The organism is Natronobacterium haloterrestre (genome assembly GCF_900112205.1).
In the GTDB taxonomy this organism is placed as follows: domain Archaea; phylum Halobacteriota; class Halobacteria; order Halobacteriales; family Natrialbaceae; genus Natronobacterium; species Natronobacterium haloterrestre.
Window position 1 is genome coordinate 160,373 of the sequence record NZ_FOKW01000006.1, and the last position, 16,071, is coordinate 176,443.

Sequence of the window (16,071 nt, forward strand, 5' to 3'; positions counted from 1 at the left end):
TCCCCGTTCGCGTTGGCGTTCGCTGCCCTCGACTCATCGATCCCGTGTTCACGCTCCCGGTTGAAATAGCCCGCCGGGAGGTCACTCGCCGTCGGCCGACGCCGCGTCGACCGTCTCCGTCGCGAGCCGTTCGAAGGTGGCCTCGCTGGCGACCAGATCGACCTCGAGGCCGTGCTCGCGGGCCGTCTCGGCCGTCGGTTCGCCGATGACGCCGACGACGGCGTCCGCGAGCCCGTCGCGGGCCCGTTCCTCGAGGCCGCGGTCAGCGGCCGCCTCGAGGAAGTGCTCGACGGTCAGCGACGAAGTGAAACAGAGACCGTCGAGCTCGCCCTCGGCGGCGAGTTCGGCCGAGCGGCCGCTCCCCTCGGGACGGACGAGCCGGTAGAGGATCGTCTCGTGGAGGTACGCGCCCGCCGCCTCGAGCCCCTCGAGCAACACTGGACTGCCGTGGTCGCTGCGAGCGACCTCGACGCGCGCGCCGTCGACCTGCCCCTCGAGCGCGGCGACGAGGCCGCTCGAGGTGTACTCCTCGGGGACGAGATCCACGGCGTACCCCGCCGTCCGGAGCCGGTCGGCCGTCGCGGGGCCGATCGCACAGACGGTCGCATCGCCGGGCTCCCAGCCGGCGTCGGCGACGAGTTCGACGCCGGTCTTGCTCGTCAGGACGACGTAGTCGGCGTCGGTCCGGGGCGTCGCGTCGGTCGGTTCGACGGCGAGCATCGGGTCCGGGACGGGCTCGGCCCCGAGCGACTCGAGGCGACCGATCGCGTCCTCGATGCGTTCGTCGTCGGGGCGAAACACGGCTACGGTCGGGCTGTCGGCGGCGTCTTTCATGCTAGGTGTCGGGTACGTCCGCCGGGACGGCGTCGGTTTCGGATTCCGCCCGACCCGGCTCTCGTTCGTTCTCGAGGAACTCGACCACCGACTCGCGGGTGGCGGCGACCTCGCCGATCACCGTCACGGCCGGCGGTTCGATCCCGACCTCGTCGCGGGCATCGACGATCGTCTCGAGGGTCCCGGTCGCGACCCGCTGTTCCTGCCAGGTGCCGCGTTCGACGAGGGCGGCCGGCGTTTCGGGGTCCATCCCGCCCTCCCGCAGCGCCGTGACGTACTGGGGCAGTCGGGTGACGCCCATCAGGACGACGATCGTTCCGCCCGCCGTGGCGAGCGCGTCCCAGTCGACCGCCGAGTCCTCCTTCGTCGGGTCCTCGTGGCCGGTCACGAACGAGACCGACGAGGCGTGGTCCCGGTGGGTCACGGGGATGCCGGCGACGGCCGGCGCGGCGACCGCCGAGGTGACCGCCGGGACGACCTCGAACGGGACGCCGTGCTCGGCGAGGTACTCCGCCTCCTCGCCGCCGCGACCGAAGACGAACGAGTCGCCCCCCTTGAGTCGGACGACGCTTTTCCCCTCGTCGGCGAGTTCGACCAGTCGCTCGTTGATCTCCGACTGGGGCGTCCGGTCGCCGTGGGCACGCTTCCCGACGTCTATGCATCGCTCATCGGGGAGATCCCCGAGAATCTCGGGGCCCGGGAGCTTGTCGTGGAGTACGACGTCCGCTCGCTCGAGCAGTCGTTTCGCCTTGACCGTCAGCAGGCCGGGGTCGCCGGGGCCGCTCCCGACGAGGTAGACGGTTCCGGGTTCCGGTTCGCCTCCGTGGTACTCGATTTCCATCTCATTTCCCCTCCGGTGGGTCGGTATCTGTCGTGTCGTTGCTCTCGGCTGCGTCGCGGGCGGCCTCGATGAGGTCGGCCGCGCCGCGGTCGGCGAGGTCGGCCGCGAACTCCCGGGCCGCCTCGGCGTGGCGCTCGACGGGCAGGTCCCGGCTCGCGACGACCGACTCCTCGCCGTCGCGGTCGAAGACGGTGACGTTCGTGCGGACGTACTCGCCCTGGATGACGCCGTAGATGCCGATCGGCGCGATACAGCCGCCGCCTAACTCCGCGAGCAGAGTCCGTTCGACGGTCGTCTCGACGCGGCTGCGCGGGTGATCGATCGCCTCGCGGATGTCTCGCGCGGTTTCGCCGTCGGCCGCCGTGACCGCGAGCGCGCCCTGGCCGGGCGCGGGGACGAACGTGTCGGTCGGCAACTCCTGATAGTCGACGGAGTGGGCCAGTCCAGTGCGCTCGAGGCCGGCGGCCGCGAGTACGATCGCGTCGTACTCGGTTTCGACTTCCCGGCCCAGCGCCTGGCGCTCGAGTTCCGAGAGGTCGTCGAACCACTCGTCGACGGTGCGGTCGTACTCGTCCTCGGGTTCGTCGTCCCCGTCGCTCTCTTCTCGCTCCTCCTCGGCGTCCGACCGTTTCCGGTGTTCCTCCTGCAGCGAGGGTGCGAGCAGTTTCTCGAGGCGCGTGTCGACGTTGCCCCGCAGCGGCTCGACCTCGAGGTCCGACCGTTCGGAAAGCAGTTGCGCGCGCCGGCGCAGGCTCGAGGTCCCGACGGTGGCTCCCTCCGGCAGCTCCTCGAGACTCGAGCCGTCGGGCGTGACGAGGACGTCGCCCGGCCGGCCCCGCTCGGGGACCGCAGCCGTGACGAGTTCGTCGGGCTGTTCGGTCGGCATGTCCTTCATCGAGTGGATCGCGCCGTCGAGGTCGCCCTCGAGGACGCGTTCGTCGAGTTCGCGGACGAACGCGCCCGTCTTGCCGAGCCGGTGGATGAGTTCGTCCCTGATCTGGTCGCCGGTCGTCTCGACGGTCACGAGTTCGACCTCGTACCGCCGGTCCTCGAGGGCCTCCTTGACGAGCCCGGCCTGTCGTCGGGCCAGCGTGGATCCCCGCGTCGCAAGTCGTAGCGTCCCGCGCGTTTTCATGGCCGATAGTCCTCGCCTCGGGTATGAAAAGCGCACGCTTGCCCGCCGGACGACCGAGCGTGGCTCCTCGGGTCGGTTCGTCTCCGGTACGGTCCCCCGCAGGTCATCGTGGCACGGCCTTCGGCACGTATTTTTTCACCACTATGTTCGGTTTTCCCTTCTCGAACCATCAAGACCGTCCATATGACCGTTTCCGTGAGACGACCACACGGCCGACGGTCCGACGAGTTCGATTCGTTTCGCCGACGCTCTCTACTGCATGATCTACCATTAAATAAATTGTCGCCGCTAGCAAACCAACGCCTCGAGCCCCGTAGCCGGCTCGCCGAACACGTTCGCTGGCTTTTCCAGCGTATAGGAACTGCTGTCCGGTTTAACTATAAAGGGCCGTCGAACGTCGGCTATGAAAGTAACCAGAAAACAACTGGCTACGTTCCTCGCGGCCATCTTCGTCGCGAACCTCATCGTGATGGGCGGCGGGGCGTGGCTCTCCTACCAGAACTCCCCCGATATTCCGGAGACGGTCGTCGGACCGGACGGCGAGACCATCGCCACAAGCGCCGACGTCCAGGAGGGGAAGATGGTCTTCCAGGAGAACGGGCTGATGAACCAGGGGTCGATGCTCGGTCGTGGTAGCTACTACGACGTCGACTACACCGCCGACAGCCTCGAGTTGAAGACCGAGCACATGCGCGATTACTACGCGCAGGAGGAACACGGAACCGCCTACGCGGACCTCGAGAACTCGGAACAAGCAGCGATCGACGCCACGGTTCGCCAGGAACTCCAGTCGAGCACTCCCGGCGAGCAGGTCGAGTACTCCGCGGCCGAGGCCTACGCCCACGAACAGGTGCGCCAGGAGTACGTCGAGCGCTACCACGAGGGCGACCGCGAACGCGGGGTTCAGGAGGGGCTGATCCCGACCGAGGAGGAGGCCGAGCAGTTCGCGGACTTCGCGCTGTGGACCGCGTGGATCTCCCACACCGATCGTCCGGACTCGGACGCCTCCTTCACCAACGACTTCCCGTACTCGCCCGCCGCGGGTAACGACGCCGGCGGCCCCGTGATGACCTGGAGCGTCATCGCGATGGTCCTGCTCGTCGGCGGCGCGGGGCTCGCGATCTGGCTCTACCGGGCCATCGAACTCCCCGAACCCGAGGCCGACGGCGTCACGATCCCCCACCCGAAGGAGATCGACCTGACCCCGAGCCAGCTCCTGAGCACGCGGTTCATCCTCATCGGGGCCTTACTGTTCGTCCTCCAGACGTTCCTGGGCGGCTTGCTCGCCCACTACTACGTCGAGCGCAACGACTTCTTCGGGCTCCACGAGGTGCTGGGGATCGACATCCTCGAGTTCCTCCCGTGGACGATCGCCCGCACCTGGCACGTCGACCTGGGGATCCTCTGGATCGCCACGATGTGGCTCGGTGCAGGGCTGTTCCTCGCGCCGCTGCTGACCGGTCGTGAACCCCGCCGGCAGGCGCTGTACGTCAAGGGCCTGATCGGCGCGTTGCTGGTCGTCGCCGTCGGCGGCCTCGCCGGCATCTGGCTCGGTATCAACAACGCCTTCGACGGCCAGTTCTGGTGGCTGCTCGGTAACGAAGGCCTCGAGTACTTGGAGATCGGCCGCGTCTGGCAGGCCGGCCTGCTGGTCGGCTTCCTGGGCTGGACGGCCCTCGTCGCCCGCGGGTTCAAACCGCTGCTCGATCGCGAACCGCGCTACGGGCTGGCCCACATGATCGTCTACGCGGGCGGCTCGATCGGCCTGCTGTTCATGGCCGGGTTCCTCTACACGCCGGAGACGAACTTCGTCATGACGGAGTTCTGGCGCTGGTGGGTCGTCCACATGTGGGTCGAGGGCGTCTTCGAGTTCTTCATCCTCGTCGTCATCGCCCTGACGCTCGTCTCGATGAACCTCCTCTCGAAGAAGTCCGCCGAGAAGGCGGTCATCTTCCAGGCCGCCCTCGTGATGGGCAGCGGCATCATCGGGGTCTCCCACCACTACTGGTGGGCCGGCCTCCCCGAGGTCTGGCTGCCGATCGGCAGCGTCTTCTCGACCATCGAGTTCATCCCGCTGCTCTTTATCCTCTACGAGGCGCTGGGGCAGTACCGCGCCATGAGCGGCGCCGGGAAGTCGTTCCCCTACCGGATGGCCTTCTACTTCATCGTCGCCTCGAGCGTCTGGAACTTCTTCGGGGCCGGCGTCATCGGCTTCTTCATCAACCTGCCGGTGATCAGCTACTTCCAGAGCGGGACCTACCTCACGGTGGCCCACGCCCACGGCGCGATGTTCGGCGCGTTCGGCTTCCTCGCGATGGGGATGGCCGTCTACATCCTGCGCGTGACCACCCGGTCCGAGAAGTGGTCCGAGAAACGGCTGCGCTGGTCGTTCTGGCTCTGTAACGCCGGGCTGGCGCTCATGCTGTTCCTGTCGTTGCTGCCCGTCGGCTTCCTCCAGCTAGAGGTCGCGTTCACCGAGGGGTACGCCGCCGCCCGCGCCCTCGAGTTCTACGAGGGTGGGCTGATCCAGACGCTGTTCTGGCTGCGCATGCCCGGCGACACGCTGTTGATCCTCGGCGCGGTCGTCTTCGCCTGGGACGTCGCCGCGAAGCTGCTGTTCCAGCGGAAGCCGACCGACTCGACGACCGATGACCACGTCATCGCCGACCGGATCTTCGCGGTCGACGAGCCCGTCGAGCCGGTTAGCGACGACGACTGACGGCTCCGCTGTCCTTTTTAAACCCTCCCACTATCGTGGGAGTCACGCGGGTGTCGCTCCGCCCGGTATAGCCGAGTATGGGGAACGATCGTACCGATCGTAGCGATCCCGACGTCGACGAACCGAGCGCCGATTCCGGACGCTGGCTCCCGGACAGGCCCGAGCCGACCCTCGAGGCGCCGATCCCGGACGACCTGGGGACGGCGCTGGGACGACTCGTCGGAACCGACCCGGTCGCCACCCTCGAGGAGTGGGTCGCCGAGTGTCGCCGGCTGACCGGCGGCATCGGCCTCGAGGAGCTCTGTCACGCCGAGGGGGAGACGGCCCACTGGGGCGAACTCGGCGGTGCGGGCGGGGAACGATACGACTTCCGGTGCGTGTACGACGCCGTGATCCTGGCCGCGGTCGCCGACGAACCGGTCCGTATCCACACCGAGAGCCCCGACGGGACGCCGATCGAGGCCCGCGCGACCGGCGACGAGGTGACCCCGACCCCGCCGAGCGCCGTCGTTTCGTTCGGGGTCGAGACCGACGTCGACCGGCCGGGAGGCGGGGCGAAAGCGGAGCCGACCCTCGAGGACGTCTACGCGACCGTCTGCCCGTACGTCAGGGCGTTCCCGGACCGCGAGGCGTACGACCGGTGGGCGTCGCGAGCCCCGGCCGCGACCGTGGCGATGCCGCTCGCCGGCGCGACGGACCTGGCCGAGGCGCTCGTCGAGTGACCCGGCGGTATAAACCGTCCCACCATACCCGGCAAACGGCCCTTTCGAATCACCGTTGTACGAAGTGTATGATGCCAGCGATCCGTACCGACGGCCTCACGAAACGGTTCGACGACGTCGTCGCCGTCGACTCGCTCGACCTGGAAGTGTGGAAGGGAGAAGTGTTCGGCTTCCTCGGCCCCAACGGGGCCGGGAAGTCGACCGTGATCAACGTCCTGCTCGATTTCGTCCGGCCGACAGCCGGCTCGGTCCGGGTTCTCGGCCACGACCCGCGGACCGACGCCGACCGGATCCGCCGACGGACCGGCGTCGTCCCCGAGGGGAACCCGCTCTACGACAGGCTGACCGGTCGCGAACACCTCGAGTGGACCGCCCGCGCACACGACGTCGCCGTCGACGCGACGGCGCTGCTCGAGCGGGTCGGCCTCCCGCTCGAGGCGGGCGACAGGCCCGTCGGCGGCTACTCCACGGGAATGCGCCAGCGGCTCTCGCTGGCGATGGCGCTCGCCGGCGACCCCGACCTGCTGATCCTCGACGAGCCGTCCGCCGGCCTCGATCCGACCGGCTCGCGACGGTTCCGCGAGATCGTCCGCGAGGAGGCCGACGACGGCCGGACGGTGTTCTTCTCCAGTCACGTGCTCGGGGAGGTCGAGGCGGTCAGTGACCGGGTCGGGATCATGGCCGACGGCCGACTCGTCGCCACGGGGACGATCCCGGAACTGCGGGCCGAACTGGACCTCGACGCGTCGATCGTCCTCGAGGTCGAACGCGTGCCCCCCGACCTCGCGCTCGAGGCGGTGCCGGGCGTCGACGGGGTCGCGGTCGACGGGACCACGCTGCGGGTCGACCTCGCGGACGCGACGGCGAAAGGCGAGGTCGTCGCCCGCGTCGCCCGGCACGCTCGCGTCCTCGACGTCCGCTCGGAGGGGACGTCGCTCGAGCGACTGTTCGCCACGTACACGTCGGCCGGTTCGACGGAGCGATCGGCGGAGTCGGCCGACCGTTCCCGGCTCGCGGAGGTGGAGGAATGAGCGTCCGCACCGTCGTCGCCAAGGACTTCCTCGACGTCCGGCGGGCCAGGACCGTCCGGTTCGTCGGCGGCCTCTACACGACCCTGATCGTACTGCTGTTCGCGCAGGTCCGGTTTGGAACCGGCGGGCCGTCCGACGCCAGGATGGCCGTCTGGAACATGGTCGTCGTCGGCGCGGCGTTCATCCCCGCGATCGCGCTCGTGTCGGCGTACCTCGCGATCGCCGGCGAGCGCGAATCCGGGAGCATCGTCTCCCTGCTGTCGACGCCGGTCAGCCGCCGGGACGTCGTCCTCGGGAAGTACGTCTCGCGGGCGGTCGTCGTCGCTGCGTCGCTGGCCGTCGCGTTCACGATCGCGGCCGGCCTCGCCGCGGTCTGGTTCCCCGCGTTCGATCCGGCCGTGTTCGCGGGCACGGCGGCGCTGACGACGCTGTACGCGCTGGCGTACGTGTCGGTCGCGATCGCCGTCTCCGCGTCGACGGCCACTCGAGCGCGCGCCATGGCCGGCGCGATCGGGTTCTACTTCGCGACGAACCTGGTGACGCTGTTCGACGACGTCTCCGGGCTGGCGGCGCTCGAGTACGTCGCGAACGAGTTGCTTGGCCTCGGCCTCGGCGCGGACGCGATCCAGTTCCTCGGGATTCTCTCGAACCCGACCCGCGCCTATCTGGCGTCGACGATGCTCGTGCTCCCCGCGGAACTCACCGAGGCGATCGGCCTCCCGGCACGCGAGTCGCTCTCCTGGTACGTCCAGCCCGAAATCGCGGTCGCGATCCTGTTCGGGTGGCTGGTCGTTCCGGTGGCGATCGGCTGGTACCGGTTCGAGCGGGCCGACATCACCTGACGACGGCCTCAGTCGAGGGCCGGCACACCGATCGCCTCGCGACGGTGATACAGGTAGTACCCCGCGAGGGCCGGCTGGACCGGCGGGACCGAAAGCGAGAGGAACGCCAGCGCGAGGTACACCCCCGGATTGGGTCGCCACGAGTCGCTTTCCGTACAGACGTAGGCCGCGTCCCGGTGGATCGCGACCGGAAACGCCCCGAACGCGACCGCACCGGCGAGCCCGGCCCCGGTCACCAGCAGGCCGGGGATCGAGAGGAGGATCGAGACGCCCGCGGCGACGAGCCCGAACAGCGTCGTCGCGAGCGACAGCGCGACGACGACCCACCAGCCCGACCACCCCGGGGGCGTCCCGAACCGGCGGTGTCGTCGCGCCAGGTAGACGACGCCCGCGGCCGGCGCCCACAGGAGCGCGAACGCGGCGTTGATCCACGGCCGCGGACGCCAGTTACCGCTCGCCCGGGGCTGGCGCCGGATCCGGTCCGCGTCGAAGAACAGCGCCAGCGTCATCCCGAGCGTCAGGAGCGTGTAGCCGGCCGTCCCGACGAGGAACAGCCCCCACGAGAGACCGGGGACGCCGGGGTCGAGGTCCTCGAGCACGCCGACGGCGCCGACGCCGACGACCGGCGGGAAGAGATAGCAGAGCCGCTCCGCGAGCCGGGCCCAGCCGATGTCGTCGACGTGCGTCGGCACCTGAATCATCGAATCTCGACCGTGCGACCGTCGGGTCGGGGTCGCGAGAGCGGGAACCGTTGGGGCCCGCTCCGGTTCCGCCGTGAGGGACGGGAGGGCCGTCTGGCCCGCACCGCTACAGCGCTTCCTTGTACGCCTCGAGCGTCCGCTCGACGTCCTCCTCGGTGTGGGCGTAGCTCACGAACTGGCACTCGAACTGGTTCTGCGAGAGGAACACGCCCTGCTCTTTCATCTGGCCCCAGAAGATCCGCCGCCAGCGGTCCGTGTCGGCGTTCTTGACGTCGCCCGCGTTTTTCGGACAGTAATCGTAGCGCGGGCAGGTGGGGTCCTGCCGACAGCCGGCCTCGCACTGCTCCTCGAGGGCGTTCGCCCCGGGGCCGTCCCGGGTGAAGATCACCTTGAACATGCTGTCGGTGCCGGTGACGGTGTACTGGGGTGCCTGGTCGGCGACGATCTCGGTCAGGCCGCGACGGAGCCGGTCGCCCAGTTCGTTGACGTGGTCGTAGACGTCGTTCTCGGCCGCGAACTTGAGCGTCTCGAGGCCGGCGGCCATCGTGACCGGATGGCCGGAGAAGGTGCCGGCCTGGAAGACGTCGCCCGAGGGAGTAAACTGTTCGACGATCTCGGCGCGGCCGCCGATCGCGCCGACGGGGAAGCCGCCGCCGACGATCTTTCCGAAGGTGGTCAGGTCCGGCGTGACGCCGAACTCGCTCTGTGCACAGCCGAGGCCGCCGACGCGGAAGCCGGTGATGACCTCGTCGAAGATCAGCAGCGAGCCGTGCTCGTCGGTGATCTCCCGGAGGAACTCGTGGTATCCCTCCTCGGGGTGGACGATCCCGTAGTTCCCCAGGATGGGTTCGGTCATGACCGCCGCGATGTCGTCGCCGTGTTCCTCGAAGACCTCGCGGACGGCCTCCTCGTCGTTGAACGGGACCGGCAGGGTGTGCTCGGCGAACGCCTGCGGCACGCCGGCCGAGGAGGGCGCGGGGTTCTCGTGATCGCCTTCGACGAGCGTCGACTCCTGTGCGCCGTGGTAGCCGCCCTGGTTGACGACGATCTTGTTCCGGCCGGTGTAGCCCCGGGCCAGCCGAACGGCCGAGGTGGTCGCCTCCGTCCCCGAGTTGACGAACCGGATCTTCTCGACCGACGGGACGTGGCGGACGACGAACTCCGCGAGGTCGACCTCGATCTCGGTCGGCGCGCCGTACATCGGTCCTTCGCTTGCTCGCTGCTGGATCCCCGCCTGTACGGGATCGGGGAGGTCGTGCCCCAGGAGGAGGGGACCGAGCCCCATCACCCAGTCGACGTAGCGGTTACCGTCGGCGTCGACGACGTGGCCGCCGTCGCCCTTCCGGACGAAGAACGGGTAGGGTTCGATCGCCGCTCGAACCGCCGAGTTGACGCCGCCGGGCATGACCGACAGCGCCCTGTCGTACAACTCCCGCGAGTTGTCGTCGTTCATACGCGGGGCTTGGGGGGCGGACGCCAAAGTAGTACCGAGGTTCGGCCGGCGCTCTCGAGGACGCGAATCCCTCGACCGGCGCTGGCCCCGGGTCAGCGACCGTCCCCGCCCTCGTTGGCGAGGGCGGACTTGCGCCGTCGGATCGTCTCCGTCGCTCGCTCGAACGCCGGCAGCCCCCGGAGCCGGAGCCCCTTCCGGCCGAAACTGCCCGTAGAAAAGACACGCGAGACCGTCACCGTCCCGTACCCCCGGTTGCGGCTGAACGCGGTCGTCTTCGTCTCGAGGCCGTTTACGTCCTCGATCCACGCCTCGGTCGTCGTCCTGGCCGAGAACCCGGCGACGACCACGATCCGGCGATCCGTCACGAGGTAGCGGACGCGGTTGCGCCGGTACCAGGCGTAGCCCGCGACGGCCAGGCCCGCGACGACTCCCAGCAGTCCGAACGCTGCCTCCTGCGTGGCGATAGCGAGCCCACCGAGTACGAACACCACCGCGAGAGCGAGGTGTCCGGCCCAGGCCCACCACGTCGGCCGCTCGTCGACGAGGATCGTCTCGTCGTCCAGAAGCGGCGGGTGCGTCCTCGAGGCGGGCCCCGACGACCCGGTTTCCTCCGACGGACTCGAGTCGTCGGCCGCCTCGCTCTCGTCGTACGACACCGTCGATCGATCGCTCCGCCCACTCATTCGTTCGCTAACAGATAACTCGGGTTGATAAGCGTGGTGGCGTCTCGAGTTTCGTTCGGACCGAACGGGGTGCTCCGCAGGAAAAGACGTATTCTCCGTTTCTCCGTCGATCAGACCGCTTCGGATCCGCTCTTGCCGGTCCGGATCTGGTAGGCGTCCTCGACGGGGTGGACGAAGATCTTGCCGTCGCCCGGTTCGCCGGTGTTCGCGGCCTCGCCGATGGCCTCGACGACCTCCTCGGCGGGGACGTCCGAGACGACGCACTCGACTTTGGCCTTCTGGTGGAGGTCGACCGTGTACTCCTCGCCGCGCCACTGGCCCTTCTTCGCGGGCTGTGAGCCGCGGCCGGAGACGTCGGTGACCGTCAGCGAGGGGGCACCGACGTCCGCAAGCGCCGTCTTGACCTCGCCCAGTCGGTCGGGGCGGATGATCGCGGTGACCAGTTTGATCTCACCGTCGTTCGGGTTGCCGCCGTCCGCGCGGACGACCGTCGAGTCGTCGTCGACGGCGCCCCCGTCGGTCGCGACCTCGGGCTTGCCGAACTCGGGGTAGGTGTCGACGCCGTGTTCGGAGACGTCGAGCCCGTCGCGTTCGTGTTCGGGCGAGACGCGGGCCTGACCGATAGCCTTGAACGCGAACCAGATGACGGCGGTCGCGCCGACCGTCCAGGCGGTGATGACGACGACGCCGAGCACCTGCGTCGCGAAGGCGGTGCCGACGCTCTCGACGACGCCCGGCGCGGCGACGAAGGGGAACAGCAGGGTGCCCAGGACGCCGGCCGATCCGTGGACCGGGAAGACCGCACAGACGTCGTCGATCTTCAGGTACTGTTCGACGAACTCGAAGACGAGCGGCAACTGCGCTCCGGCGAGGCCGCCGACGACGAACGCGCCCCACCACGCGGTGGTGTCGGGGATCGCCGTGATGCCGACGAGGCCGGCGAGCAGGCCGTTGGCGACGTACAGCGTGTCGACCTTGCCCGTCTTGAGCCAGGCGACCAGGCCGGCACCCATCGCGCCGCAGGCCATCGAGATCGTGGTCGTCATGGCGACGCGCCCGAGCTGGTCGCCGAGGAACGCGCCGTCACCGAAGATGGCCGACGTCCCGACGTTGAACCCGTACCAGCCGAACGCGAGGATCAGCGTGCCGAGCACGGCGAACGTCAGCGAGTGGCCGGGAATGACGTTCGCGGTGCCGTCCTCGTTGTACCGGTCCATGCGCGGGCCCAGCACCCACGCGGCGGTGAGCCCGGCGATGCCGCCCATCCCGTGGACGATCATCCCGCCCGCGAAGTCGGCGAACGGCGTTCCGGTGACCGCCCCGATGTGGCCGCCGGCCCAGGTCAGGCCCGTGACCACGGGGTAGATGACCGCCGCCAGCAGGAAGGTGTAGCCGACGTACGCACGCAGTTTCGCGCGGCCCGCGACCGCGCCGGAGACGATCGTCGCCGCGGTCATGGCGAAGACCGCGCCGTACAGCCAGTCGATCCAGCTACTCGCCTCGGCGGTAAAGGCCGGTTCGAAGCCGCTTCCGGCGACGACGCCCTCTATCCCGACGCCGATCAGGAAGAAGACCGTCACGCCGACGCTCCAGGTCAGCAAGTTCTTCGTCAGCTGGTTCGCCACGTTCTTCGAGCGCACCTGTCCCGCCTCGAGCATGGCGAAGCCGGCGTGCATGAAGAAGATGAGGAACGTGACGACCAGGATCCACGTGGCGTTGAGCGACTCCATCAACACCTCGGCGTCGGTCTGCAGGATCGTCGGCTCCATCAGGCGACCACCTCTCCGGAGCAGCCGTCAGTTTGTATACGGACGTCTATTTCTACGCTATTCTTCCGCACGATCGTATTTCGAATCACGATTGTGGTGGATGGTAGAGTTGAATATAAGGGTTAGCGTTAACGTCCGTCGAATTACGCTGGTGTAATAGGGACGAACGACCAAATCTAAAGGCGATCTAATGTGTATAAGGGTATTTCCGCCGCGGTTCGGTCGCTTTCGCGGCCGGGTTTCGACGTTCGTCAACCCGTCGAGCGGGCTATCACGGGGTACTCGGAGGGGATTCGGTCGTATCGTCGGTCCGTGCGAGCACGTCACGCTCGTGCGCGGCAGATGTTGCCACGGACTCGAGGGGCCGTCGATCCGAATGGACGTTCGTCAGAATGATGGGGGCTGTGGGGTCATACGGACTGCTGTAAGTCATTACCGGCGCAACCGCGACCGCCCTGCGGTTGCACCGGTAAACAGTTACAGCAATCCGTATCAGTCGTCCTCGGTCAATCGCGATGCGACGTCCTCGGTGAAGTAGGTCAGGATCAGGTCCGCGCCCGCCCGCTTGATCGACAGCAGCGACTCGAGCGCGACTGCCTCGAGATCCAGCCAGCCCTTCTCGGCGGCGGCGTGTAGCATCGCGTACTCGCCGGAGACGTTGTACGCGGCGACGGGATGATCGAACTCCCGGCGGACGTCGGCGACGATGTCGAGGTAGGGGAGGGCGGGTTTGACCATCAGGACGTCCGCGCCCTGTTCGACGTCCAGTGCGACCTCGCGGACGGCCTCGCGGGCGTTCGCGGGGTCCATCTGGTAGTGGCGGCGGTCGCCGAAGGCGGGCGCGCCGTCGGCGGCGTCCCGGAAGGGGCCATAGAAGGCGCTCTCGTACTTGGCGGCGTAGCTCATGATCGGGACGTGTTCGTGGTCGGCGGCGTCTAAGGCCTCCCGGATCGCGCCGACCATCCCGTCCATCATCCCGCTCGGCGCGACCATGTCCGCGCCGGCGTCGGCGTGTGAGACCGCGATCTTCCGGAGCGACTCGAGGGTGGCGTCGTTGTCGACGGTGATCGACGGGTCCTCGGGGAGCGAGTGGCCCTCGCCGGGAACGTGACCGTCTCCGGTTCCGTCGCTCGAGCCGTCCTGGAGGCTGCCCTCGGTTCCGTCGTCCGAACCGTCCCGGAGCCTCCCCTCCAGGGTCCCGCAGTGGCCGTGGTCGGTGTACTCACAGAGGCAGACGTCGGTGACGACGTAAGCGTCCGTCTCGGCGGTGATCCGGCGGGTCGCCTCCTGGACGACGCCGTCGTCGGCCCACGCGCGAGTCCCCTCGGAGTCTTTGGATTCGGGGACGCCGAACAGCATGACAGCCTCGACGCCCGTCTCCAGGACTTCCTCGACGCGGTCGACGGCCGCCTCGAGCGGGACGCGTTCGTGGCCCGGCATCGACTCGATCGGCCGGCGCTCGTCGGTCGTCGCGTCGACGAACACCGGGGCGATGAGGTCGGTGGGCTCGAGGCTCGTCTCGCTGACGAGCCCGCGGACGCCGTCCTGGCGGAGCCGTCGGGGGCGATGGGTGAGGTCCATGCGGGATCCTACAGACGGCCGGGTCAAAAACGGCGCGCTCTCGGTAGGTCTCGAGGGTCGACGAGCGCTGCGCTGCGCCCCTCGACCGATCGACGTTCAGTCGTCGTCCGCGACGTCGGTCACTTCACCGGCGTTCAGCCGGTTCATGTCCCGGCTCGCGTGTTCCCGGATCGTCTCGTTGTTGAACCGCTCCCCGTCGTAGGCCACGCTGATGGCCCAGATGGTGAGGATCGCCGCGGCCGTCGCGGGGACCGCTGGTTCGACCTGGCCCTGGCCGAAGAGTTCGGGAGAGCCCAGTCCGAACTCCCAGCCGACGAAGACGAGTCCGCCGACGACGAAGCCGGGCAGGCCCGCCTCGCGGACGGTGCCGTCCCAGAGCATCATCACCAGGCCGGCGAACAGCACGGACATGATGCCCATCCCGAGCGTGTTGATGACGATGATTTCGATCCCGCTGAAGGCGATCAGCGCGGCCCCGACCCCGAACGCGACGATCGTCAGCCGGGTGACGACGACGAGGTGGGCGTCCGAGAGTTCGTCGCGCCCGCCGCGGAACGGGATGTAGAGGTCGTTGATGAAACTCGTCGCGCCGGCGAGCAGAAACGAGTCCGCCCCCGTGATGACCGAGGAGACGGCGGCGGCGAGCAACAGGCCCGCGAAGGCGTCGGGGAGGGTGTTCGTGATCGTCCAGGCGAACGCCATCGACGACTCGATCTCGGCCCCCTGTGCGTTGGCGATCATCCCCGCCGTCGCGGTGAGGATCCCGTAGCCCGTGATGATGGTGCCGGCGAGGAAGGTGCCGAACATCGCGACCTTTCGGCTCCGGGCGGACCACGTGCGCTGGAGCATCTGCTGTTGTGCGCCGGCAACGGTGATGTACATCAGGTACCAGGTGCCGATCTGGACGAGGCCGACGCCGAACCAGTTCTGGTGACCCTGGGAGACCTCCGCGGTGACCGCGCCGACGCCCCCGGCGTTCGAGAGCGCCAGCGGGATCGCGACGATCATCCCGACGATTATGACGACGCCGTGGAGCGTGTCGGTGTACGCGACCGTGTTCATCCCGCCGTACGCGGTGAGGCCGACGAACACCGCCACGCTGACCCAGAACGCCGTCGAGAGGTCGAGTCCCGTGACGACCGAGAGAACGGACGCCATGCCGATCGTCTGTCCGGCCGTGAGTGCGACCTGCCCGACGACGGTAAACAGCCCGGCGAAGTACTTGGTGTACTCGCCGTAGACGCGCCCGAGCAGTTCGGGGACGCTCACGACCTCGAACGAGTAGATGAACCCGATAAACAGCGCCATCGTCATCCAGGCCAGCCCCTGGGTCATCGCGTACCACTGCGCGCTGATCCCCTCGACGAACGCCTGCTGGGCGATCCCCATCGTCAGCCCGCCCCCGGTAAACGTCGCGAAGTAGGTCATCAGGTAGACCGGGAGGCTCAGGTTTCGCCCGGCGAGCGTGAACTCGACGTACCCCTCGCCAGCCCCGCGGCCGTACCACAGGCCGACGGCGAGCGTCACCGCGAAATAGAGCACCATCGCCACCACTACCGGATCGCTAGACACGCCGTCGATCACGGTACCACGTCGGCGCGACTCGCCGCCCTGTTATCGCCGCTGTGAAACATGCTATACGGTTTCACGGGGTGGGGATTAGGCCCACGCCTTGCTCGCAAATGCCACATAACAGGCGACTCGAGGCCGAGCCACCCCTGGGGCCCCGAGCCCACGGGTTCCGTCCTTCGAAAGGCCGC

Annotated in this window: 13 protein-coding genes; 4 read left to right on the top strand and 9 right to left on the bottom strand. The window is 68.5% G+C overall.

Features of this window, described 5'->3' with window-relative positions; genetic code table 11:
• Window positions 1-81: 81 nt before the first annotated feature.
• Genes BM113_RS12945 through hemC form a run of 3 tightly spaced genes read right to left on the bottom strand, consistent with a single transcriptional unit; the run spans window position 82 to window position 2,810 of the window.
• Window positions 82-834, bottom strand: a complete 753-nt coding sequence (locus tag BM113_RS12945) for a uroporphyrinogen-III synthase (protein ID WP_089788495.1) — start codon at window positions 832-834, stop codon at window positions 82-84.
• Between the two features lies 1 nt (window position 835).
• The gene (cobA, locus tag BM113_RS12950) at window positions 836-1,675 is read right to left on the bottom strand and encodes a uroporphyrinogen-III C-methyltransferase (RefSeq protein ID WP_089788496.1); all 840 of its coding nucleotides are present in this window, start codon (window positions 1,673-1,675) and stop codon (window positions 836-838) included.
• A gap of 1 nt (window position 1,676) precedes the next feature.
• Window positions 1,677-2,810 carry a hydroxymethylbilane synthase gene (gene hemC / locus BM113_RS12955; protein ID WP_089788497.1) on the bottom strand — a complete coding sequence of 378 codons (1,134 nt, stop codon included), beginning with the start codon at window positions 2,808-2,810 and terminating at the stop codon, window positions 1,677-1,679.
• Window positions 2,811-3,213: 403 nt separating this feature from the next.
• On the opposite strand from hemC, the gene BM113_RS12960 reads away from it, so the two are divergent.
• From BM113_RS12960 to BM113_RS12975, 4 genes are all read left to right on the top strand, one after another.
• Window positions 3,214-5,529, top strand: coding sequence for a nitric-oxide reductase large subunit (locus BM113_RS12960; protein ID WP_089788498.1), 2,316 nt, complete (start codon window positions 3,214-3,216; stop codon window positions 5,527-5,529).
• A 77-nt stretch (window positions 5,530-5,606) separates the two neighbouring features.
• On the top strand, window positions 5,607-6,251 hold the full coding sequence (gene merB / locus BM113_RS12965) for an organomercurial lyase (protein WP_089788499.1): 645 nt from the start codon (window positions 5,607-5,609) through the stop codon (window positions 6,249-6,251).
• Window positions 6,252-6,322: 71 nt separating this feature from the next.
• Entirely contained in the window at window positions 6,323-7,282 is a 960-nt protein-coding gene (locus BM113_RS12970; protein WP_089788612.1) for an ABC transporter ATP-binding protein, read from the top strand.
• Complete coding sequence (locus tag BM113_RS12975; protein ID WP_089788500.1) at window positions 7,279-8,124, top strand: ABC transporter permease; 846 nt, start codon at window positions 7,279-7,281, stop codon at window positions 8,122-8,124. The genes BM113_RS12970 and BM113_RS12975 overlap by 4 nt, the downstream gene beginning before the upstream one ends.
• Before the next feature lie 8 nt (window positions 8,125-8,132).
• Here BM113_RS12975 and BM113_RS12980 read toward each other — a convergent pair whose 3' ends face one another.
• From BM113_RS12980 to BM113_RS13005, 6 genes are all read right to left on the bottom strand, one after another.
• Window positions 8,133-8,825, bottom strand: coding sequence for a hypothetical protein (locus tag BM113_RS12980; protein ID WP_394327719.1), 693 nt, complete (start codon window positions 8,823-8,825; stop codon window positions 8,133-8,135).
• Between the two features lie 106 nt (window positions 8,826-8,931).
• A complete protein-coding gene (hemL, locus tag BM113_RS12985; protein ID WP_089788501.1) occupies window positions 8,932-10,278 on the bottom strand; it encodes a glutamate-1-semialdehyde 2,1-aminomutase in 1,347 nt (448 codons plus the stop codon).
• 92 nt (window positions 10,279-10,370) lie between these two features.
• Window positions 10,371-10,961: a PH domain-containing protein gene (locus BM113_RS12990; protein WP_089788502.1), complete on the bottom strand. Its 591-nt coding sequence runs from the start codon at window positions 10,959-10,961 to the stop codon at window positions 10,371-10,373.
• Window positions 10,962-11,071: 110 nt separating this feature from the next.
• Window positions 11,072-12,730: an ammonium transporter gene (locus BM113_RS12995; RefSeq protein ID WP_089788503.1), complete on the bottom strand. Its 1,659-nt coding sequence runs from the start codon at window positions 12,728-12,730 to the stop codon at window positions 11,072-11,074.
• A 492-nt stretch (window positions 12,731-13,222) separates the two neighbouring features.
• Window positions 13,223-14,311, bottom strand: a complete 1,089-nt coding sequence (gene hemB, locus BM113_RS13000; RefSeq protein ID WP_089788504.1) for a porphobilinogen synthase — start codon at window positions 14,309-14,311, stop codon at window positions 13,223-13,225.
• Between the two features lie 96 nt (window positions 14,312-14,407).
• Window positions 14,408-15,856 (bottom strand): sodium:solute symporter family protein, encoded by a 1,449-nt coding sequence (locus BM113_RS13005; protein WP_245758050.1) that lies wholly within the window; start codon window positions 15,854-15,856, stop codon window positions 14,408-14,410.
• Window positions 15,857-16,071: the final 215 nt, after the last annotated feature.